The organism is Agromyces sp. Y558 (assembly GCF_059445415.1).
Genome location: NZ_JCAIUH010000001.1, coordinates 1,357,971 through 1,378,875 on the forward strand (window position 1 = coordinate 1,357,971; position 20,905 = coordinate 1,378,875).

Annotated in this window: 18 protein-coding genes; 14 read left to right on the forward strand and 4 right to left on the reverse strand. The window is 70.1% G+C overall.

What is annotated here, in order from left to right; all coding sequences use genetic code 11:
* The first annotated feature begins 76 nt into the window (after positions 1-76).
* From AC1C2T_RS06335 to AC1C2T_RS06360, 6 genes are all read left to right on the forward strand, one after another.
* Positions 77-1,531 carry an NtaA/DmoA family FMN-dependent monooxygenase gene (locus tag AC1C2T_RS06335; protein ID WP_495384644.1) on the forward strand — a complete coding sequence of 485 codons (1,455 nt, stop codon included), beginning with the start codon at positions 77-79 and terminating at the stop codon, positions 1,529-1,531.
* Positions 1,532-1,768: 237 nt separating this feature from the next.
* Positions 1,769-3,127 carry an aminotransferase class V-fold PLP-dependent enzyme gene (locus AC1C2T_RS06340; RefSeq protein ID WP_495384645.1) on the forward strand — a complete coding sequence of 453 codons (1,359 nt, stop codon included), beginning with the start codon at positions 1,769-1,771 and terminating at the stop codon, positions 3,125-3,127.
* Positions 3,128-3,218: 91 nt separating this feature from the next.
* The gene (locus AC1C2T_RS06345) at positions 3,219-4,043 is read left to right on the forward strand and encodes a hypothetical protein (protein WP_495384646.1); all 825 of its coding nucleotides are present in this window, start codon (positions 3,219-3,221) and stop codon (positions 4,041-4,043) included.
* 119 nt (positions 4,044-4,162) lie between these two features.
* Positions 4,163-5,107 carry a bile acid:sodium symporter family protein gene (locus AC1C2T_RS06350; protein ID WP_495384647.1) on the forward strand — a complete coding sequence of 315 codons (945 nt, stop codon included), beginning with the start codon at positions 4,163-4,165 and terminating at the stop codon, positions 5,105-5,107.
* 51 nt (positions 5,108-5,158) lie between these two features.
* On the forward strand, positions 5,159-5,953 hold the full coding sequence (locus AC1C2T_RS06355; RefSeq protein ID WP_495384648.1) for a hypothetical protein: 795 nt from the start codon (positions 5,159-5,161) through the stop codon (positions 5,951-5,953).
* Between the two features lie 28 nt (positions 5,954-5,981).
* Complete coding sequence (locus AC1C2T_RS06360) at positions 5,982-6,479, forward strand: FBP domain-containing protein (protein ID WP_495384649.1); 498 nt, start codon at positions 5,982-5,984, stop codon at positions 6,477-6,479.
* Positions 6,480-6,545: 66 nt separating this feature from the next.
* Here AC1C2T_RS06360 and AC1C2T_RS06365 read toward each other — a convergent pair whose 3' ends face one another.
* The 3 genes from AC1C2T_RS06365 to AC1C2T_RS06375 form a co-directional block, all read right to left on the reverse strand.
* Positions 6,546-7,316: an SGNH/GDSL hydrolase family protein gene (locus AC1C2T_RS06365; RefSeq protein ID WP_495361104.1), complete on the reverse strand. Its 771-nt coding sequence runs from the start codon at positions 7,314-7,316 to the stop codon at positions 6,546-6,548.
* Positions 7,317-7,406: 90 nt separating this feature from the next.
* Positions 7,407-7,601 (reverse strand): DUF1918 domain-containing protein, encoded by a 195-nt coding sequence (locus tag AC1C2T_RS06370; protein ID WP_495361103.1) that lies wholly within the window; start codon positions 7,599-7,601, stop codon positions 7,407-7,409.
* Positions 7,602-7,617: 16 nt separating this feature from the next.
* Positions 7,618-8,115: an SgcJ/EcaC family oxidoreductase gene (locus AC1C2T_RS06375; RefSeq protein WP_495384650.1), complete on the reverse strand. Its 498-nt coding sequence runs from the start codon at positions 8,113-8,115 to the stop codon at positions 7,618-7,620.
* A gap of 79 nt (positions 8,116-8,194) precedes the next feature.
* Between AC1C2T_RS06375 and AC1C2T_RS06380 the strand changes: the two genes are divergently transcribed.
* Positions 8,195-8,800 carry a PadR family transcriptional regulator gene (locus tag AC1C2T_RS06380; protein WP_495384651.1) on the forward strand — a complete coding sequence of 202 codons (606 nt, stop codon included), beginning with the start codon at positions 8,195-8,197 and terminating at the stop codon, positions 8,798-8,800.
* A 50-nt stretch (positions 8,801-8,850) separates the two neighbouring features.
* Complete coding sequence (locus tag AC1C2T_RS06385; RefSeq protein WP_495384652.1) at positions 8,851-10,323, forward strand: GH1 family beta-glucosidase; 1,473 nt, start codon at positions 8,851-8,853, stop codon at positions 10,321-10,323.
* Between the two features lie 28 nt (positions 10,324-10,351).
* Here the strand turns inward: AC1C2T_RS06385 and AC1C2T_RS06390 are convergent, their stop codons facing one another.
* The gene (locus tag AC1C2T_RS06390; RefSeq protein ID WP_495361097.1) at positions 10,352-11,896 is read right to left on the reverse strand and encodes a PucR family transcriptional regulator; all 1,545 of its coding nucleotides are present in this window, start codon (positions 11,894-11,896) and stop codon (positions 10,352-10,354) included.
* Positions 11,897-12,122: 226 nt separating this feature from the next.
* Between AC1C2T_RS06390 and gabT the strand changes: the two genes are divergently transcribed.
* The 6 genes from gabT (at position 12,123) to AC1C2T_RS06420 (ending at position 20,363) form a co-directional block, all read left to right on the forward strand.
* Entirely contained in the window at positions 12,123-13,508 is a 1,386-nt protein-coding gene (gabT, locus tag AC1C2T_RS06395) for a 4-aminobutyrate--2-oxoglutarate transaminase (RefSeq protein ID WP_495384653.1), read from the forward strand.
* Positions 13,505-14,845, forward strand: a complete 1,341-nt coding sequence (locus AC1C2T_RS06400; protein WP_495384654.1) for a Glu/Leu/Phe/Val family dehydrogenase — start codon at positions 13,505-13,507, stop codon at positions 14,843-14,845. The genes gabT and AC1C2T_RS06400 overlap by 4 nt, the downstream gene beginning before the upstream one ends.
* 78 nt (positions 14,846-14,923) lie before the next feature.
* Entirely contained in the window at positions 14,924-16,393 is a 1,470-nt protein-coding gene (locus tag AC1C2T_RS06405) for an NAD-dependent succinate-semialdehyde dehydrogenase (RefSeq protein WP_495384655.1), read from the forward strand.
* Positions 16,394-16,517: 124 nt separating this feature from the next.
* Entirely contained in the window at positions 16,518-17,882 is a 1,365-nt protein-coding gene (locus AC1C2T_RS06410; RefSeq protein ID WP_495384656.1) for a flavin monoamine oxidase family protein, read from the forward strand.
* Complete coding sequence (locus AC1C2T_RS06415) at positions 17,882-18,763, forward strand: universal stress protein (RefSeq protein ID WP_495384657.1); 882 nt, start codon at positions 17,882-17,884, stop codon at positions 18,761-18,763. Before AC1C2T_RS06410 ends, AC1C2T_RS06415 begins: the two co-directional genes overlap by 1 nt.
* 46 nt (positions 18,764-18,809) lie before the next feature.
* Positions 18,810-20,363: an APC family permease gene (locus AC1C2T_RS06420; protein ID WP_495384658.1), complete on the forward strand. Its 1,554-nt coding sequence runs from the start codon at positions 18,810-18,812 to the stop codon at positions 20,361-20,363.
* The last annotated feature ends 542 nt before the right edge of the window (positions 20,364-20,905 follow it).

Genomic DNA, 20,905 nt, shown 5'->3' on the forward strand with positions numbered 1-20,905 from the left:
GCCGGTTCCCTCGTGTGACAGCGGTCATCGCGGCATCCGTTCGGCCTCCCTAGCGTCGAGGCCAGGAGGTCGAAACATGACGCGACTCATCATCGGCGCAATGGTCAGGGCCATCGGCGCGTACCCCTCGGGCTGGCGGTACCCCGGCGCCCATCGGGACCCCGGCACCGATGCCGCCGTGCTGCGGCGCGCGGCCGAGGTGGCCGAGGTCGCCCGACTCGACTATCTCTTCTTCGGCGACTGGCTCGCCACCGGGCACGACCTCGAGTTCCGCGACCCGTACCTCGTGGCCCGCATCGACCCGATCTCAGCGATCACCTACCTCTCGGGCATCACCTCCCGCATCGGGCTCATCGCCACGGCGAACACGAGCTACTCCGACCCGTACACGCTCGCGCGGGCGACGGCATCGGTCGACCTGCTCTCGGGCGGGCGAGCGGGCCTCAACCTCGTGACGGGGGCAGAGCCGCGCGCCGCCGGCAACCACGGTCTCGACTTCCACGCGGCGAACGAGTCGCGTTACGACCGCGCCGTCGAGTTCGAGCTCGTGCTGCGTCGTCTCTGGGACTCATTCGAAGACGATGCGATCGTCGCGGATGCCGCGAGCGGCGTGTACCTCGACCCGCAGAAGCTGCACGCCACCGACTTCCACGGTCAGCACCTCAGCGTGACCGGCCCCTTGAATGTCGCGCGACCGGTGCAGGGACACCTGCCGGTCGTGCACGCCGGCACCTCGCCGCGGTCGCGGCTGTTCGCCGCGCAGAGCGCCGACCTCGCGCTCGTCGCGGTCAGCGGCCTCGAGCACGCGGTCGCGATCCGCGAGGAGCTGCGCTCGCTCGCCTTCGAGTCGGGTCGTGACGACCGCACGCTGAAGGTCATCGCCCCCGTGCTGCCGATCGTCGGGGAGACCCGAGAGCACGCCCAGTCGATCGCCGACGAACTCAGCGAGCTCGTGCAGATCGCCGAGGACTGGCCGGGCGGCCCGCCTGTGGCGTTCCCCGCGAGCCGCTCGCTCGCCCAGCTGTCGACGCTCGTCGGGGTCGACCTCGCCGGGCTCTCGCCTGACCGTGCGGTGGCCCCCGCGCTCGTCGCCGAGTTCAGCGCTCCGGGGCAGGAGCTCGTCGAGATCGTCGCCGAACGCACCGGTCGCAGCCCCAGCGGCGAGCGCCCGCCGACGCTGCGACACCTCGTGGTCGCCGCATCCGTGAACGCCTCGATGATCGTCGGCACCGCCGAAGACGTCGCCACCGAGTTCCAGGCGTGGGGCGACGCCGGAGCCGTCGACGGCTTCAACGTGCTCTCCGCGGTGCAGCCCCAGCAGTTCGAGGCGTTCGCGCTCCAGGTCGTGCCCGAACTGCAGCGGCGGGGCGTGTTTCCCACCGAGTACGAGGGCGAGACGCTGCGCGACCACCTCGGCCTCGATCGCCCCGACAACGTGCACGTGACGCCGGGTGACGCGGCGTTGCACCCCGTTTCACTCCGTGACCGTGCGGGTCGCAGCTCGGTTGATGCTGCGCCGCGGCATCCGTAGTTTCGAGCGCACGCCCTCACCAAGGGGCCTGCGCGATCCGTTCCCGACCGAAGGGAGACCCCAGATGCCAACGCCACGCACGCGTCGCCCCAAACCCAGGCTCGGGCCCGTCGCTCCTCAACCCACGGGTGCGGCAGGTTTCCGTCTGTGTCGCGCCGTGACGGTTCGCGGCGGCAAGGGGTTGAGGAGCGGCTCAGGGGGTCCGGAATCTCGACGAACCACGCATTGAGGAGCCGCGTGATCGCCGCCGAGACCGCCGCAGTTCGCGTTTCGCGCGCCCAGGTGACGGCGGCGACGGATGTCCCTCCGCCCGCGCCACTCGGCCCGCTCGCGGTGCTCGCCGACGCCGGACTCGAAGTTCCCGTGCTCGGCGGCGGGCGGGTGCGTCACGTGAACCTCGACGTCGCGGCATCCGCTCCCGCGTTCGAGGTCGTGGCGCGACATGTGACGCGGGTGTTGCCGTACTACGCGAGCGTGCACCGCGGGTCGGGCTACCCGTCGCAGTTGTCGACCTCGCTCGTCGAAGACGCTCGCATCACCGTCGCCCGGCATGTCGGCGCCCGTGACGACGACCTCGTGGTCTTCACGCGCAACACGACCGATGCGCTCAACCTGCTCGCCTCGGCGATTCCGGGCGACACCGTGGTGCTCGACCTCGAGCACCACGCGAACCTGCTGCCGTGGCGATCGCGCCGGGTCGTCGTCGGGCAGCCGACGCTCGACGCGACGATCGACGCGCTCGAGGCCGAACTCGCACGATGTCCGGCGGCATTGCTCTCGGTGACGGGCGCATCGAACGTGACGGGCGAAGTGCTGCCCATCGCGCGGCTCGCCGAGATCGCCCACACCCACGGAGCCCGAATCGCCGTCGACGCCGCGCAACTGCTGCCGCACCGCAGGATCGACCTCGCGGCATCCGACATCGACTACCTCGCCTTCTCAGGGCACAAGGCCTACGCGCCGTTCGGTGCGGGCGCCCTCATCGGCCGCGGTGACTGGCTCGACGAAGCCGCCCCTCATCTCGCCGGCGGGGGAGCGGTCGAGGCCGTGAGGCTCGACACTGTCGAGTGGAAGCGCGGGGCCGAAGGCCACGAGGCCGGCACCCCGAACGTCGTCGGCGTCGCGGCACTCGCCCGCGCGCTCACCGAGCTCGAGCGGATCGGCGAGTCTGCCAGGCTCGAGCACGAGGCCACGCTGACCGCTCGCCTGCACGACGGGCTCGCAGCGCAGCGCGGCATCCGGGTCATCCGCGGCTTCGACGATTCCGCAGCCTCGCCCGCCGACCGGCTCGGCATCGCGACCATCGAACTCGAGCGCGGCTCGGTCGGCCTCCTCGCCGCGGCGCTCGGCGCCGAGCACGGCATTTCGGTGCGCGCCGGCCGCTTCTGCGCCCACCCCTTCTTCGAGCGCGCGGCGACGCGCACCAACGGCCTGCGCGCGAGCCTCGGGGCCGGCTCATCGGCCGACGACATCGACCGCTTCCTCGACGCGCTCGCACGGCTCATTGCCGACGGGCCGGCGCACGTCTACGACACGTCGCCTGCGGGCTGGTGCCCGCGGGTCGACGACCGGCCATGGCCGAGTCTCAGCGACTGACCCACGAGCCCACGTGAGTACCCCGTCACCGTTCGGCGTCCGGGCGTGCGGGCATCGATTCTGCGGCGTACCGTTGAAGCGGGAGCTGTCGATGGACCGCGATCGCGCACGTCTTTCCGCCCGCCGCGACGAGTTGCGGCGAGTCGTCTATGGTGCGCCCGGTGGCCACGAGTCGGACGCAGTGACCGAGCTGGTCGCCGTTGAAGAGGCGCTCGCGCAACTCCGAGCGACGCAGGAGGCTGCGGCCGACTCGACCGTGGACGCCCGCTTCCCGACGGTGACGGCCGAGACCGCGGTCACCATCGAGTCGGGGGTGTCCAGGCGGCTCCGCGGATGGCGCCGGCCCGCGCTCGCTGTCGCGGCGGTCCTCGGTGTCGGCGTCGCTCTCGCCATCGCGCTCGGCCCTGCGATGGACCTCATCGCCCCGCCGCGAGGACTCGAGGTGTTCGATCGGGTCCGCGACGACGTCGACGCGGGGCCGCGGGCCTTCGTGGCGGTGCTCGGCGCGGACGCCGTGTCGAGCTTCCGCAGCATCGGACGTGCCGCCGACCACGACGTGTGGGTCTTCCGCGACGGCAACGAGGTCTGCATGATCGCGCAGACGCAGCACCGGAGCAGTTGGGGCGCGAACTGCGTCAGTGAGACGGAGTTCGCGCGCTCGGGAATCCGTCAGTTCATCAGCTACGACGAGCTCGGCAATGAGGCGCGGCCCGCGGGGCTCGACCCGGCGAGCGCCGTCGCGCTGATCTGGACCGATCGATCCGCCACCGTCGAGTGGTCGATCGTGCCGCGCTCGCACGCGACGACCGACGGCGTCTGGGTCTGGGTGCCGATCTTCGCGGGCGGAGGTACGGCGCCGATGACGTACGAGGAGTGGTCGTCATCCGGCTTCGCGGCCCGCTCGGGCGATTCGTAGACGGTGACGGTGACGGCCACCGAGACGACCGCGGCAACGGGGATCCCGCGCGGGCGTGAACGATTGGGGCGACGACTCGTGGCATCCGTCGCCGAATCGGTGTTCCGCTCGCGACCGCGATGCGCCACACTGAGCGCATGGGATCAGCGTTGACCACCATCGGATTACCCGTCGCCCTCGGCATCATCATGTTCGGGCTCGGCCTCTCACTCACCCCGGGCGACTTCGCGCGCGTCGCGAAGCATCCGAAGGCGGTGATCATCGCCTTGCTCTGTCAGCTGTTGTTGCTGCCGGCGGTCTGCCTCGCCCTCGTGCTGGCCTTCCGGCTGCCGCCCGTGCTCGCCGTCGGCATGATGCTGCTCGCCGCGTCGCCCGGCGGCACGACCGCGAACCTCTACAGCCACCTGTTCCGCGGCGATGTCGCGTTGAACATCTCGCTCACCGCGATCAACTCGGTGCTCGCGGTCTTCACCCTGCCGCTCATCACGAACCTCGCGATCGCGTACTTCCTGCCGGGCGACGACACTCTCGGCCTGCAACTGGCCAAGACCGTGGAGGTGTTCGCGATCGTGCTGCTGCCGGTCGTCGTCGGCATGCTCGTGCGCTGGTGGCGCCCGGCCTTCGCCGATCGCATGGACAAGCCCGTGCGCATCGCCTCCGTCGTGATCCTCGTGATCGTCATCGCCGGCGCGATCGTCTCGAACCTCGACCTGCTGCTCGAGAACTTCGGCAGCCTCGCGGTCGTCACGGTGCTCTTCTGCCTCCTCAGCCTCACGGTCGGCTTCCTGGTGCCGCGCATGCTCCGGGTCGATCGGGCGCAATCGATCGCGAGTTCGTTCGAGATCGGCATCCACAACGCAACGCTCGCGATCGTGATCGCCCAGACGGTGATCGGCAGCGTCGAGATGAGCCTGCCTGCGGCCGTCTACGGGGTGCTGATGTTCTTCGTCGCCCTTGCGTTCGGATTCCTGATCCGAGGGCGCGGAACGGCACCTGATCGAGCGGATGCCACGGCGACGACGGTGTCCTCGGCGCGAGCGGGTGGGCGACCACCCGGGGACTGAGCCGCGACGGCGGCGGGAGCGCGCCCCGCCGTCGCCATCGCGAGGCAGGAGATGGCGAGCGAAGAGGAGCTGGAACGTCGCCGAGACGAACTGCGGCGGATCGTCTACGGCACTCCCGGTGAGCCGCCCGCCGGAATCGGCGACGAGCTCGCCGAGGTGGAACGGGAGCTTGCGGAGCGCGGGGTCGACGATCGCTCGCATGTCACTGAAGCCTCGAACTCCCCGGACGGCCCCGAGACCCCGGAAGGGCTGAACTCCCCGGTCGCGTCGGCGCCCACCGTTTCGGGGGACGCCCGCGCGGCGGAGATCGCCTCGACCGAACCGACCGTGCACGAGCATGCGCCGATTCCGCCCGGTCGTCGTCGAGAGACGCGTGCGCGCGCGCTCGCCGTGGCCACCGGGGTGCTCCTGGTCATCGCGGGCGGTTGGACGGTACTGGGACCCGTGCGGGAGTCGCTCTCACCCGCGCGAGGGCTCGGAGTGTTCGACCGGGCGCAGAGTGCCGATGAGCAGGAACTCGCCGGGGAGGTCGTCGCGGGTACGGAGCTCACCGATCGCGATCGCGGCGGGCTCCGCACCGTCGGCATCGCCGTCGGACACGAGTTCTGGGTCGTGCGTCATGACGACCGGGTGTGCATGCTCTCGCGCCGCGAGTTCTTCTTCGACTGGGTCACGACGTGCACGTCGCTCGAGGCCTTCGCGAAGCACGGCCTCGAACGGCGCATCTCGGCCGACGATATCCGTGACGGCGCCAGGCCTCCCGACGTGAAACGAGACGACGTCGTGATCGTGACGTGGGGGCCTCGATCGATCGACATCGACTGGCACGTCGAAGCCGATTCGTAGACTGGGAGGCGCGCACGGAGGGGGATGCATGCAGCCGCTGGTCGAGAACGAGGTTCGCTCGTCGCTCGGGAACGCGAATGCCGCCGAGCTCGAACAGCTCTCGCTCCCTGTGCGGTTCTTCATCACCGAGTGGGCGCCGCTCGACGCCTTCGCATGGAGGGACCCGCGCATCCCTTCGCGCGGCTACCTCGTCACGGAACTCGAGGGTGAACCGGCGGGCATCGTGCTCCGGGCGGCGGAACGCACCGGTTCCCACCACCGCGCCGCCATCTGCAATCTCTGCCACACGCAACAGCCCGGCGATCAGGTCGAGCTGTTCTCGGCTCGGCGCGCAGGGGCCGCGGGCGAACGCGGCGACAGCGTCGGCACCTACATCTGCGCCGACCTCGCCTGTCAAGAGACGGTGCGGCTGGGCCGTCCGCCGGCGCCGTCCGAGGTGCAGCCGAGCGCGCACGAGCTCGAGCGCATCGAGGGACTGGCGCGACGAACGAGGGCCTTCGTGGCAGACGTGCTCGGGTTGGGCTGAGGCCTGTGACCAGCGGCCAGCGGCCCGTGGCCTTGGCGCGGAACTCGCGGGCCGGCCGATCAGGCGTCAGCGCGCGGCATCCGGAGCCACCGGCTCGAGCGTCGGCCGCTTGGCGGTGCGACCGTCGCCCGAAGAGCGGCCGGTGAGGCGTCGGCCGATCCAAGGCAGCACGAACTCCCGGTAGTACGCCGCGGTGTTGCGGCTCTTCGGGCCGGCAGGCGCGGCCGCGACCTCTTCGACGCCCCACTTGGCGGGCACGGCCACGCCGAGACCGGTCAGCACATTACTGGCCACGCGCGCGTGCCCGAGCGGATTGAGGTGCAGCTTGTCGGGCGACCAGTAGCGGATGTCGCGGAGCACACGATCGTTGAAATTATCGACGAAGGTGACGCCGGGCTCGTCGGCGAGGTCGACGAGGGCTGCGGTGAGCCGGGCGCCTCGGGCGTCGAACACTCGCCCCATCGGGAGGTGCTCGGTGGGGTTCGCGCCGCTCAGCATGAGCACATGGATGCCCGCTGAGCGGATGCGCTGGATCGCGTCGCGGAAGCGGGACGCCGTGACCTGCTCGTCCATGCGAGGGCGCAGCATGTCGTTGCCACCGCCGTTGAAGCTCAGCAGCTCGGGGCCGAGCGCGATCGCGGGGTCGAGCTGCTCGTCGATGATCGGGCCGAGCTTGCGCCCGCGAATCGCGAGGTTCGCGTAGCCGACCGGTTCACGGGCGGCCGCCGCGAGACCGAGCGCGACGAAGTCGGCCCAGCCGCGTGTGGAGCCGTCGGGCAGCTCGTCTCCGACGCCCTCGGTGAAGCTGTCGCCGATCGCCGCATAGGAGTGGAACATGCGTCAACGCTAGCGTGCAGGCTTGCCCGCTGAGCCTGTCGAAGCGGGCGAGTGGGCAGCGCCCGCCGACGAGCTCAGGGCGCGCCGCCTTCAGCGCGCCTCGTGCTCGCGCTCGAGCTCGCAGTCGGCGCCGGGGTAGAGCAGTGTCTCGTGCCCGTCGTCGAACCGCACGAGGTAGGGCGGGCCTCCGTCTTCGCCGCGCACCTCGAGGATCTCGCCGCGGCGCACCGCCTGACCGACCTGCTTGCCATGAATGACGAGGTGTTCTCCGACGGTTGCTTGCATCGCGTCCTCCTCCGGATCACTCCAGCGTACGCCGGGCGCTCGCTGGGCGGAAGTGGCGCGAGCGGTCAGCGCGGTGACGGTCGGCCAGACGATTCATGGCGATGAAGAGGCGGTTCTTCTTCGTGTTCTGGAAGGCGGCGCATCGCCAGGTCGCACCCTCGCGCACCATGACGAAGGTCTGCACTTTGTCGTGCCGGATGCGGGCGCCTTTGCCGATGCCGCCGTCGGTGAGCACGACGGCGACGTCGGGGCCGACGAATCGCAGGTCGAGCACCTGCATGGACATGCGGGTGCCCCGTTGCCACTTCGCGAACACGGGAACGTGCGCGCGGCGGATGGCGTCGCGCCCGAGGTCGTGCAGGCCGGCGAAGATCACGTAGCTCGAGTCGTCGGTGAACTCCGCTGCGTAGGCGTTCGCGTCACCCGAATCCCATGCGGCGCGAATGCGGTCGAGTGCAACGAGGACGCCGGCGTGATCGGTTCTTGTCGAGGTTGGGGTCGAGTGCTCGTTCATGAGGCCAGCATGACATGCAATACGCATTAGTGCAAGATGCAATAATGCGTATTGCCGTCCACCGGATAGGCTGAGGGTCATGATCAGCCGAGACCAACTGCAACGAGCAGATCGCGATCTTCCGGTGCTCGCAGTGCTGGCGCTGCTCAGCCAGGGTCCGCGGCACACCTACGACATGCATCGCTTCATGGTCGACACTCGCAAGGACTTCGTCGCCGGCCTGCCCCGGAGCCTGTACCACGCCGTCGGCAAGCTCGAGAAGTCCGGTCTCATCGCCGAGGTGGGCACTGAGCAGTCGGCCGGTCGGCCGGAACGCGTGCGCTACGACATCACCGACGCGGGCCGCGCCGACCTGCGCCGGAGGGTCACGCTGCTGCTCGCCACGCCCGAACCCGACGCCACGCTCGCCTACGCCGCGCTCTCGTTCATGGGCGTGCTCGGACCCGACGAGGCGATGGCCGCCCTGCGTGCGCGCGTCGCCGCGATCGAGCTGAAGCTCGCCCGGCTCGCAGGCGATCTCGCCGAGGCGATCAACGTGCCCCGCATCCTGCTCGTCGAATCCGAGTTCGAGCGGGCGAGGCTTGCCGCCGAGCGTGAATGGATGGCGGGGCTCGTCGGCGAACTCGAGTCCGGCGAGCTGAAGTGGCCCGACCTCGCTGAACTGCCGCCACCACCCGGCTGGTGAGTCGGTGACGACTCTTCCCTGATCGGGTTCGCGGGCCTAAGGTGGCCAGAGTGGGTCGAGCGTCCCACTTCGGGCGAACGGATGCCGCGGCATCCGCTGACCGTGAACTGCCGACGAACAGCGAGGTTCCCATGGGCGTTGCCGCCGCCTCCAATCACACGGCCGAGCTGCCGCCGTTCCCCCAGGGATTCCGGTGGGGCGCCGCCACGGCCGCGTTCCAGATCGAGGGCTCGACGAGTGCCGATGCCCGCGGCGAATCGATCTGGGATGTGTTCACGCGCACCCCGGGCCGCGTGCTCGAGGGGGCGAACGCCGAGGTCGCCGCCGACAGCTACCGACGTTTCCGTGACGACGTCGCGCTGCTCGCAGGGCTCGGCGTCGACGACTACCGCTTCTCGATCGCGTGGCCGCGCGTGCAGCCCGGCGGCACCGGGCCGGCCAACGAGGCAGGGCTCGACTACTACGAGCGACTGGTCGACGCGCTGCTCGCCGCCGGCATCGCACCCGTGCCGACCCTCTACCACTGGGACCTGCCGCAGCCCCTCGAAGACGCCGGCGGCTGGCTCAACCGAGACACCGCCCGACACTTCGCCGATTACACCGCGCTCGTCGTCGACCGGCTCGGCGATCGCGTCGGCCGCTGGATCACCCTCAACGAGCCCGCGATGACGACCCTGCAGGGCTACGCCCTCGGCACCCAGGCCCCTGGACACGCCCTCATGATGGGCGCCCTGCCGACCGCGCATCACCAGTTGCTCGCCCACGGCCTCGCTGTCGCGGCTATCCGTGCGCGGTGCAGCGCCGAAGTCGGCATCACGAACAACCACACCCTGGTGGTGCCGGCGACGGATGCCCCGGGCGACCGGCTCGCCGCCGGTGCGTTCGACCTCGTGTACAACCGCATCTTCGCCGACCCCGTGCTCACCGGCGCCTACCCCGACCTCTCGGGATTCGGACTCGAATCCATGCCGGGCCTCGAAGACGGCGACCTCGACGTGATCGGTGCGCCGCTCGACTTCTACGGGGTCAACTTCTACAACCCGACGCGGGTCGCCGCGGCATCCGCAGACTCCGAGTTCGCCGTCGCCGGCCTGCCGTTCGAACCCGTCGAATTCGATGACGTGCCCGTCACCGGATTCGACTGGCCGATCGTGCCGGCGGCCTTCACCGACCTGCTGGTCTCGCTGCAAGACGACTACGGCGACCGGCTGCCGCCGATCGTGATCACCGAGAACGGCGCCTCGTTCCCCGACGAGCTCGTCGACGGCGCCGTGCACGACGAGCAGCGCATCGCGTATCTCGACGAGCACATCGCCGCGGTGCGTCGCGCGATCGAGTTCGGCGTCGACGTGCGCGGCTACTACCTCTGGTCGCTCATCGACAACTTCGAGTGGGCCGAGGGCTACACGCAGCGGTTCGGGCTCGTGCACGTCGACTTCGCGACGGGCGTGCGCACGCCGAAGGACTCGTACGCCTGGTACCGCGAGCTGATCGCGCGCGAGCGCGGGCATCACCTGCCCTGACGCGCTGACGCGCACGCGCGAGACGGGGTCAGTCGACGGCGAGGAGCGCCGCCCAGAGGTCTGCGCGCGCATGGAAGCCCGAGAGGTCGCGGCCGAGCAGCCGTTCGGCGTGCGCGATGCGGCTGCGCACCGTGTGCCGGTGCACCCCGAGCGCCTGCGCGGTGGCGTCGTATAGGCCGCCGTGCTCGAGCCACGCTCGCGCCGTGGCGAGCAGGGTGGTGCCGGTCGCGGCGTCGTGCTCGGCGAGCGGGGCGAGCGTCGCGAGTGCGACCGCGCGGGCGTCGGTGCGGGCGAGGAACGCGAGCACGCCCTGACGGCTGATCTCGTCGAACAGCACGACGCCCGAGCCCGATTCGCGGGCGCGTTCGAGCGCCCGCAGCGCCTGCTCGTGGGCGACCGCGATGCCGCCCGCGCCGACCGGGTCGGAGAGCCCGACGGGCAGCTCGAACTCGGTCGCGAGCTCCGCGGCGAGCGCGGCGTCGGACTCCTCGAGCACGAGCACGAACTGCTCGTCGTCGCGGCCGAAGAAGAGCCGGCCGCCCCGCTCGTCGACCCGCAGCTCGAGCAACTCGGTGAGGCGGTCGACGCCCGTGAGCGGGGCATCCGTCACCGCGATGCGCACCGGCGCCACCGGAAGCGGCCCCCACATCTCGGTCGCGACCCGTTCGGCGAGGGCGGTGTCGCCGGCGAGGATGCCGCGGAGCAGGCCTGAGCGCAAGTGGCCGCGCGCCCGGTCGAGGTCTCGGTTCTGCTCGAGCGCGAGCCCGGCGAGGGCGATCACCGAGGTGACGACCTCCCGACCGGCCTGGTCGAGCTCGGCCGAGTCGCCGATGGCGAGCACCCCGCGGAGCGCTCCGCCACTGCCGAGCGTCTGCAGCGTCATCCGTTGCGGTGAATCCGTGGACTCGCCCGCCCGCAGTGCGCGGCTGGCACGTTGCCCGCGCCGCAGCATCGAGCGCGCCTCGCCGACGACTTCGCCGAGCAGCGGCTGGTCGAGCCCGCCCGACGGCGCCTCACGGTCGAGGGACCCGGTCGCGTCGATGAGCCCGACCCAGGCGCCGATGCGGTGGGAGAGCTCGACGAGCGTCGCGGAGAGTCCGTCGGGTCTCAGGGCAGCGAGCGAGATCGCGCGTTGCGCGGCGAATGCCCAGGTGCGGCGGGCGTTGGCGTCCTGCGCGATCAGGTCGGCGACCCTGCGGACGATCGCAATGAACGGCACCCGGTAGGGCACCTCGAAGAGGGGGAGGCCCTGGGCGGCGCAGGCTTCGGCGAGCGACTCGGGGGTGCCGGCGCGGATCACCTCGGTGCCGAAGCCGAGGGCCGCGACGCCCGTCTCGAGCAGTCGTCGCACGTAGGCTGCGGCGAAGTCGGCCTCGGCATCGTCGCCGAACTGGGTGCCCGTCGTCAGCAGCACGTGTCCGGCGTCGAGGAACGGGGTGGGGTCGGCGAGGTCCGAGCTGTGCGCCCAGACGACGGGTGCTGCGAGAGCACCGTCGGGAAGGTCGGAGACCGGGGTGAGCAGGCTGAGCGCGAGCTCGGGCTGGTCGAGCAGGGTCTGCACGGTGGGCTGCACGGCGGTCTCCTCTTGTTCCGTCGGTCGAGTAGCGACGGAGGAGCGTATCGAGACCCGTCGCGGGACCCTCGATTCGGCCCTGGCGGGCCTACTCGGTCAGCGGACGCACGGTGTACATGGTGTCCAGCAAACTGTTTCCGAGTGTACACACGGGCGCTGGGGCATCCGCGGGTCGCGACCTAGCATGGCCGCAAAGCCACCGTCGTCACCTCGAATCGGAGCACCCATGACTCTCGTCGACACCCCGGTCCACCCGGCCACCATCGCCGGAGGGCCCGCGCTCGCACAGGAGCGCCGTCTCGTCACCGCCATCCCCGGCCCGCGCTCGCAGGAGCTCATGGCCCGCAAGGCCGAGGCCGTCGCCTCGGGGGTCGGCACCACCATCCCCGTCTCCGTGGTCGCCGCGGGCGGCGGCGTCATCGTCGACGCCGACGGCAACTCGCTCATCGACCTCGGTTCTGGCATCGCCGTCACCGGTGTCGGCAACGCCAACCCCCGCGTCGTCGAGGCCGTCACTGCGCAGCTGAACGCCTTCACCCACACGTGCTTCACCGTCGCGCCCTACGATTCGTACGTCGATGTCGCCGAAGCCCTGAACCGCCTCACCCCCGGCGACCACGTCAAGCGTTCGGCACTCTTCAACTCGGGCGCCGAAGCCGTCGAGAACGCCGTGAAGATCGCCCGGCACTTCACGAAGAAGCAGGCCGTCGTCGCGTTCGACCACGCCTACCACGGCCGCACGAACCTCACGATGGGCCTCACCGCGAAGAACATCCCGTACAAGAGCGGCTTCGGACCTTTCGCCTCCGAGGTGTACCGCGCCCCGCTCAGCTACCCGTTCCGTGACGGCGGACTGAGCGGTGCGGATGCCGCGGCTCGCGCCATCTCGGTCATCGAGAAGCAGGTCGGCGCCGAGAACCTCGCCGCGATCATCATCGAGCCGATCCAGGGCGAGGGCGGCTTCATCGTGCCTGCCCCCGGCTTCCTCCCGGCCCTCGTCGAGTGGGCCGCGGCGAACGACGTGGTCTTCATCGCCGACGAGGTGCAGACCGGGTTCGCCCGCACGGGCGCCTGGTTCGCGAGCGAGCACGAGGGCATCGTGCCCGACCTCGTCGTCACGGCGAAGGGCATCGCGGGCGGCCTGCCGCTCTCGGCGGTGACCGGCCGCGCCGAGATCATGGACTCCGCCATGGCCGGTGGCCTCGGCGGCACCTACGGCGGCAATCCGCTCGCGTGCGCCGCCGCGCTCGCGACGATCGAGACGTACGAAGAAGACGACCTCATCGAGCGTGCCCGCGAGATCGGCGCCGTGCTCATCGGCCGTCTCAACGCACTGCGCACCGCCGACCCCCGCATCGGTGACGTCCGTGGCCGCGGCGCGATGGTCGCGATCGAACTCGTCGACCCAGAGACCGGCGCGCCCGACGCGGCGCTCACGAACGCGGTCGCCAAGCACGCCCACGCGAACGGCGTCGTCGTGCTCACCTGCGGCACCTACGGCAACGTCATCCGATTCCTGCCGCCGCTCACCATCTCCGACGAGCTGCTCGTCGACGGCCTCGGCGTCGTCGCGGAAGGACTTCGACAGGCTCAGGGAGCAGTGACGGCATGACCGACCTCCTCGCGACGACGACGTCGACCGCAACGGATGCCGCCGCTTCGACAGGCTCAGCGAACACCGCTCGCCCGGCTGCTGCGGCCGCGCACATCGCCACCCCGCTCACCGACGCGCGTTCGCAGCTCGCCGAGGCGATCTCACTGCTCGGCTACACCGATGGCCTGCACCAGATGCTCGCGACCCCGCGCCGCGAGCTGAGCGTCGCCGTGCCGCTGCGCATGGACTCGGGCGAGAGCCGCCTCTACCTCGGCTACCGCGTGCAGCACAATTTCTCGCGAGGTCCTGCCAAGGGCGGCCTGCGCTACGCGCCGAGCGTGAACCTCGACGAGGTGCGGGCGCTCGCGATGTGGATGACGTGGAAGTGCGCCCTGCTCGACGTGCCGTACGGCGGCGCGAAGGGCGGCGTCGCGATCGACCCCCGCGAGCACTCCATGGCCGAGCTCGAGCGCGTGACCCGCCGCTACACGAGCGAGATCCTGCCGATCATCGGCCCGGAGCGCGACATCCCCGCGCCCGACATCGGCACCGACGAGCAGACCATGGCCTGGATCATGGACACCTACTCGGTGAACATGGGCTACACGGTGCCCGGCATCGTGACCGGCAAGCCCATCTCGCTCGGCGGATCGCAGGGGCGCGCGTCGGCGACGAGCCGCGGGGTGACCCACATCGCGCTCGCGGCGCTGCGGCACACGGGCATCGAGCCGACGCGGGCGACCGCCGCCGTGCAGGGCTTCGGCAAGGTCGGTGCGGATGCCGCGCGGTTCCTCTCCGAGGCCGGCGTCTCCGTCACCGGGGTGAGCGACCAGTACGGTGCGGTGTTCAACGCCACCGGCCTCGACGTCGAATCGCTCACCGCACACGTGCGGGCGACCGGATCGGTCGTCGGCTTCGCGAGCGCTGAGGCGCTCGACGGCGCGGCGCTGCTCGCCCTCGAGGTCGACCTGCTCGTGCCGGCCGCCGTGGAGGGCGTGCTGCACGAGGGCAACGCCGGGGGAGTGCACGCGAAGGTCGTCGTCGAAGGCGCCAACGGACCGACGACGCCGGCCGCCGACCGCATCCTGCGCGAGGCCGGCGTGCTCGTCGTGCCCGACATCCTCGCGAACGCGGGCGGCGTCATCGTCTCGTACTTCGAATGGGTGCAGGCGAACCAGGCCTACTGGTGGCGCGCCGACGAGGTCGAGTCCAGACTGGAGGAGCGGATGCTCAGTGCGTGGCAGCACGTGCTGGGCTACGCCGAGGCGCGGGGGCTCTCGCTTCGCACCGCCGCAACGGCGCTCGCCGTCGAACGCGTCGCCGAAGCACACAAGCTCCGCGGCCTGTACCCCTGATCGGAATCGAGTTGCCCGACTTCGGCCATACTTGGGCAACTCGAGAAGGAACTGACCACGAGTGAACGGAACAGAGCAATGACCGACGCCACACTGGAAGCCACCGTGCTCGACAAAGTCAAGGGCGGGCTCTTCATCGGCGGCGAGTGGGTCGACGCCGAGGGCGGCAAGACCCTCGCCGTCGCCGACCCGTCGACCGGCGAAACCATCAAGAAGATCGCTGACGCCTCCGTCGCCGACGGCATCCGCGCCCTCGACGCCGCGGTGGCCGCACAAGACGAGTGGGCCGCGACCGCTCCGCGTGAGCGCGGCGAGCTGCTGCGCCGCGCCTTCGATCTGCTGCAGGAACGCAAGGAGGAGTTCGCGCTCCTCATGACGCTCGAGATGGGCAAGCCGCTCGCCGAGGCGCGTGGCGAGGTCGCCTACGGCGGCGAGTTCCTGCGCTGGTTCAGCGAAGAGGCCGTGCGCATCTCGGGCCGCTACGGGCTGAACCCCGAGGGCACCGGCCACATGATCGTCTCGCAGCGGCCCGTCGGCCCGTCGTTCTTCATCACGCCGTGGAACTTCCCGCTCGCGATGGCGACGCGCAAGATCGCCCCGGCGTTGGCGGCCGGATGCACCGTGGTGATCAAGCCCCCGGCCCTCACGCCGCTCACGACCCTCGCATTCGTGCAACTGCTCGAAGAAGCGGGCCTACCGGCCGGAGTCGTCAACGTCATCGCCACGTCGACGTCGTCGAAGGTCTCGGGTCCGATCATCGCCGACCCGCGCCTGCGCAAGCTGAGCTTCACGGGCTCGACCGAGGTCGGCCGCAGCCTGATGGCGCAGGCGGCCCAGGGAATCCTCCGCACCTCGATGGAGCTCGGCGGCAACGCCCCGTTCGTCATCTTCGACGACGCCGACCTCGACAAGGCCGTCGACGGTGCGATGCTCGCGAAGTTCCGCAACATCGGGCAGGCGTGCACCGCGGCGAACCGCTTCATCGTGCACGAGTCGATCGCTGAGGAGTTCGGCAGCCGGGTCGCCGAGCGGGTGCGGGCGATGCGTGTCGGCCGCGGCACGGAAGACGGCATCGCGATCGGCCCGCTCATCGACGCGAAGGCGGTCGCTTCGACCGACGAGCTCGTGAGCGACGCGGTCGGCAAGGGCGCGAAGGTGCTCGTCGGCGGCAGCCCGATCGAAGGCGAGGGCACGTTCTACGCCCCGACCGTGCTCGGCTCCGTGCCGGCCGACGCTCGCCTGCTGCGTGAAGAGATCTTCGGCCCGGTGCTCGGCATCACGACGTTCTCGACCGAAGACGAGGCCGTGCGCCTCGCGAACGACACCGAGTTCGGTCTCGTCTCCTACGTGTTCACGCAAGACCTCGCGCGCGGTCACCGCATGATCGACCGCCTCGCGACCGGCATGATGGGCCTGAACACGGGCCTCGTCTCCAACGCCGCAGCTCCCTTCGGCGGCATCAAGCAATCGGGCATCGGCCGTGAGGGCGGGCTCGAGGGCATCCACGAGTACCTCGACACGAAGTACACGCTCATCCCGGTGAGCTGACGAGTCCTGCGGGTTGAGGAGGGAGCGAAGCGACCGTCTCGAAACCCCGCATTGCTCAACCGGGTCTCGAGACGGCCATGGCGGGCCTCCTCGACCAGCGAACTCGAACGAAGGAACACACACCATGGAACGCATCGATTGCGACGTCGTCATCGTCGGCGCCGGGGCATCCGGACTCACCGCCGCCAACCGGCTGAAGGACGCCGGCAAGTCCGTCGTCGTGCTCGAGGCCCGCGACCGTATCGGCGGCCGCCTCTGGACCGACGACATCGACGGCGCGATGCTCGAGATCGGCGGACAGTGGGTCTCGCCCGACCAGGACGCGCTCATCGAGACGCTGGGCGAACTCGGGCTCGAGACGTACTCGCGCTACCGCGAGGGCGAGAACGTCTACATCGGGCCCGACGGCGTGCTGAAGAGGTTCGAGGGCGACATCTTCCCGGTGCCGGCGAAGACCGAGAACGAGATCGTCGGCCTCATCGAGAAGCTCGACGCCGTCGTGGCCGAGATCGACCCCGACCGGCCGTGGGCGCACCCGCGCGCAAAGGAGCTCGACGAGATCTCGTTCGCGCACTGGCTCGAGACCCAGACCGACGACCTCGAGGCGCGCCTGAACGTCGCCATGTTCATCGCCGGTGCCATGCTCACGAAGCCCGCGCACGCGTTCTCGGCGCTGCAGGCGCTGCTCATGGCGGCATCCGCGGGCTCGTTCTCGAACCTCGTCGACGCCGACTTCATCCTCGACAAGCGGGTCATCGGCGGCCTGCAGCAGGTGCCGCTGCTTCTCGCCGATCGTCTCGGCAACGCGGTGCGCCTCGGCCAGCCCGTGCGCACGGTGCGCTGGAGCCCGGATGCACCGACGTCGGGCGTCGTCGCGGTGACGGACTCGCTCGAGGTGCACGCGAAGCACCTCGTGCTCGCGCTGCCGCCGATCTTGATCAGCCGCATCTCGTACGAGCCGCCGCTGCCGCGTCGCCAGCAGCAGCTGCACCAGCACCTCTCGATGGGCTTCGTCATCAAGGTGCACGCCGTCTACGAGACGCCGTTCTGGCGTGATGCCGGACTCAGCGGCACCGCGTTCAGCCCGTACGAGCTGTGCCACGAGGCCTACGACAACACGAACCACGATGACCCGCGCGGCACGCTCGTCGGCTTCGTGTCCGACGAGGAGGCCGACGGTGTCTTCTCGCTCACGGCAGCGGAGCGAAAGGCCAAGATCCTCGAGTCGATGTCGCACTACTACGGCCCCGAGACGCTGAACCCGGTCGTCTACTACGAGAGCGACTGGGGCTCCGAGGAGTGGACGCGCGGCGCCTACGCCGCGAGCTTCGACATGGGCGGGCTCGCTCGCTACGGCGCCGACCTCCGCACGCCGGTCGGGCCGATCCACTTCTCGTGCTCCGACATGGCAGGCAAGGGCTACCAGCACGTCGACGGTGCCATCCGCGTCGGCCGCGAAGTCGCCGCCGAGATTCTCAGGAGCGAGTGATGCCCACCCGCATCGTCGTCGGCTACATCGCCAACGACAGCGGCGCCGACGCGCTCGCGCTCGCGACCCGCATCGCGCGAGCGAGCGAGGCCGTGCTCGAGGTCGTCATCGTGCTGCCGAGCGAGGCGCGCACGAGCGTCGTGCCGACGGATGCCGGATACGAACGGTTCCTCAGAGAACGTTCGCGCACGTGGCTGGCCGAGGCCTCCGCCGCGCTCGGCGACGACGTTGCCCAGTCGCTGCACATCCGCTACGCGGAGTCGTTCGCCGAGGGGCTCATCGCGGCCGCGCACGAGTTCGAGGCGATGCTCATCGTCGTCGGCGCTGCGCGCGGCGGCATCCTCGGGCGTTCGCGCATCGGCTCGGTCGCGAACGAACTCCTGCACTCCTCCGACGTGCCGGTCGCGCTTGCCCCGGCTGGTTCGCGCGAGGTGTCGCCCGGACAGGGCGTCACCCGCATCACCGCCGCGGTCGGCACGCGACCTGGCGCTGAGGGGCTGCTCGAGGCATCCGTTCGCCTTGCACGCCAGACACACGCACCGCTGCGCCTGCTCTCGCTCGTCTCGATCGACCTGCCGGCCGGCATGGACGAGGAACTCGCCGACCTGACGAGCACCGTGCACGCGGAAGAGGTGCTGCTCGCCGCTCGGCTCGCGCTGCCAGCGAGCGTGGAGGCCACCGTCGTCACCGCCAAGGGCGCCACGATCGAGGCCGCCGTGCAATCGCTCGACTGGCACGCGGGCGAGCTCGTGCTCGTCGGCTCCAACCGGCTCGCGACGTCGAGCCGCCTGTTCCTCGGCTCGACGGCGGCGAAGATGCTGCGCGAGCTGCCGGTGCCGATGATCGTGGTGCCGCGCACCGCGACGCCCGGCGCACGCTGACCCACTGAAGACGCCCGGCGCACGCTTTCCACTGGAAGAGACCGCAATGACGCATCCCGCAGAACCGACCGCGCCGCTCACTGAGGCGTCTCGCGCCATCGACGGCTCCGAACACGGCATCTCGAAGAAGGGTCTCTCGGCCGGATCGGTCGGCCTCATCGGCGCGATCGTCATCGGCATCTCGTGCATCGCGCCCGCGTACACGCTGACGGCTGCGCTCGGCCCGACGGTGTCGGAGGTCGGGGTGCAGGTGCCGGCGATCATCCTCGTCGGCTTCATCCCGATGCTGCTCGTCGCCTTCGGCTACCGCGAGCTGAACCGCCGTATGCCCGACTCGGGTACCTCGTTCACGTGGGCGACCCGTGCGTTCGGGCCATGGGTCGGCTGGCTCGCCGGGTGGGGGCTCGTCGCCGCGACGATCCTCGTGCTGTCGAACCTCGCCGGTATCGCGGTCGACTTCCTGTTCCTGTTGATCTCGCAGATCTCGGGCAATCCCGACATTGCGGGCATCGCCGCGAACCCGCTCGTCAACGTCGTCGTGTGCCTGCTGTTCATGCTCGGTGCGACCTGGATCTCGTACCGCGACATGCAGACGACGCAGAAGCTGCAGTACTGGCTCGTCGGCTTCCAGGTGCTCGTGCTCCTGATCTTCTCCGTCGCGGCGCTCGTCGAGGTCGCGAACGGCGACGCGTTCGATGGGACTGCGATCGACTGGTCGTGGTTCAACCCCTTCGCCGTCGAGTCGTTCTCGGCGTTCGCGGCAGGCCTCTCGCTCTCGATCTTCATCTTCTGGGGCTGGGACGTCACGCTCACGATGAACGAGGAGACCCGCGGGTCGGAGAAGACGCCCGGCCGCGCGGCGACCATCACCGTCGTCACGATCGTGGTGCTCTACCTGCTCATCGCGGTCTCGCTCATCGCCTTCGCGGGCGTCGGCACCGGCGAGTTCGGTCTCGGCAACCCCGACATCCAAGACAACGTGTTCTTCCACCTGGCCGGCCCCATCCTCGGGCCGCTCGCGGTGCTCGTCTCGCTCGCCGTGCTCACGAGCTCGGCGTCTTCACTCCAGTCGACCTTCGTCTCGCCGGCCCGCACGCTGCTCGCGATGGGGCACTACGGTGCACTGCCAGAGAAGTTCGCGACGGTCAGCCCGCGCTTCTTCACGCCCGGGTACGCGACGATCGTCTCGGCGATCGTGGCATCGGCCTTCTACGCGGTCATGCGCTTCGTGAGCGAGAACGTGCTGTGGGACACGATCACCGCCCTCGGCATGATGATCTGCTTCTACTACGGCATCACGGCGTTCGCATGCGTGTGGTTCTTCCGCTCGGTGTGGTTCCGCTCGGTGCGCAACGTCTTCTTCACGCTGTTGTTCCCGCTCGTCGGCGGCGTGATCCTCGGCGTGCTGTTCTTCACGACCCTGATCGACAGCATGGACCCCGATTACGGATCGGGTTCGTCGGTCGCAGGGCTCGGTCTCGTCTTCGTGCTTGGCATGGTGGTGCTGCTCTCGGGCGTCGTCATCATGCTCTGGCAGTGGCGCAAGCGCCCGGCATTCTTCCGCGGCGAGACGCTCTCACGCGCGGTCGCGGAGGACTGAGCGTTCAAGCGCTGGGCTCGTCGTGCGCCTGCAGGAGGTCGAGTTCGAAGGGCTCACGTCCTCCCTGTCGAACCTCTCTGCCTACCTCGAGCCCTGACCGCGGGACGGAATCGCCGTCACCCCTCATGCACGATCGACTCGGCGAGCGGCCTCGAACTCCTGCTCGACGCACTGCGTATGCGGCTTGGGCGCCCTGCCCGGCGGCGGCAAACGCTTGACCGTTCGAGGGCGCGGGTTCTCGGTGTACCGGGTGTCGCCGTTCGGTCTCGCCGCTTCAATCTCAGCCTGCGACGCTTCAATCTCAGTCGCTGAATCCGTATGCCAGTTCCGCCTCATCGATGAGGCGGAACTGGCATACGTCATTTCGGATCTCTCGTGCTGTGTGCGTGGGGCGGTTCTACGTCCCGCTGGTCCAGGGGCGAGCGAATCGAGCGTATCGAGGCCTCGGGGTCGGGCGGGCGGCACGGGTTTCGACAGGCTCAACCCGCAGGTGGGGAGTCGCCCCCGCGGAGGCTGCTCAACCCGCAGGTGGGGAGTCGCCC

Bases quoted from the DNA above. Each gene is read 5' to 3' on its own strand.
- AC1C2T_RS06335 (WP_495384644.1), top strand. From the start codon at position 77: ATGACGCGACTCATCATCGGCGCAATGGTCAGGGCCATCGGCGCGTAC.
- AC1C2T_RS06345 (WP_495384646.1), top strand. From the start codon at position 3,219: ATGGACCGCGATCGCGCACGTCTTTCCGCCCGCCGCGACGAGTTGCGG.
- AC1C2T_RS06350 (WP_495384647.1), top strand. From the start codon at position 4,163: ATGCGCCACACTGAGCGCATGGGATCAGCGTTGACCACCATCGGATTA.
- AC1C2T_RS06355 (WP_495384648.1), top strand. From the start codon at position 5,159: ATGGCGAGCGAAGAGGAGCTGGAACGTCGCCGAGACGAACTGCGGCGG.
- AC1C2T_RS06360 (WP_495384649.1), top strand. From the start codon at position 5,982: ATGCAGCCGCTGGTCGAGAACGAGGTTCGCTCGTCGCTCGGGAACGCG.
- AC1C2T_RS06365 (WP_495361104.1), bottom strand. From the start codon at position 7,316: ATGTTCCACTCCTATGCGGCGATCGGCGACAGCTTCACCGAGGGCGTC.
- AC1C2T_RS06370 (WP_495361103.1), bottom strand. From the start codon at position 7,601: ATGCAAGCAACCGTCGGAGAACACCTCGTCATTCATGGCAAGCAGGTC.
- AC1C2T_RS06375 (WP_495384650.1), bottom strand. From the start codon at position 8,115: ATGAACGAGCACTCGACCCCAACCTCGACAAGAACCGATCACGCCGGC.
- AC1C2T_RS06380 (WP_495384651.1), top strand. From the start codon at position 8,195: ATGATCAGCCGAGACCAACTGCAACGAGCAGATCGCGATCTTCCGGTG.
- gabT (WP_495384653.1), top strand. From the start codon at position 12,123: ATGACTCTCGTCGACACCCCGGTCCACCCGGCCACCATCGCCGGAGGG.
- AC1C2T_RS06400 (WP_495384654.1), top strand. From the start codon at position 13,505: ATGACCGACCTCCTCGCGACGACGACGTCGACCGCAACGGATGCCGCC.
- AC1C2T_RS06405 (WP_495384655.1), top strand. From the start codon at position 14,924: ATGACCGACGCCACACTGGAAGCCACCGTGCTCGACAAAGTCAAGGGC.
- AC1C2T_RS06410 (WP_495384656.1), top strand. From the start codon at position 16,518: ATGGAACGCATCGATTGCGACGTCGTCATCGTCGGCGCCGGGGCATCC.
- AC1C2T_RS06415 (WP_495384657.1), top strand. From the start codon at position 17,882: ATGCCCACCCGCATCGTCGTCGGCTACATCGCCAACGACAGCGGCGCC.
- AC1C2T_RS06420 (WP_495384658.1), top strand. From the start codon at position 18,810: ATGACGCATCCCGCAGAACCGACCGCGCCGCTCACTGAGGCGTCTCGC.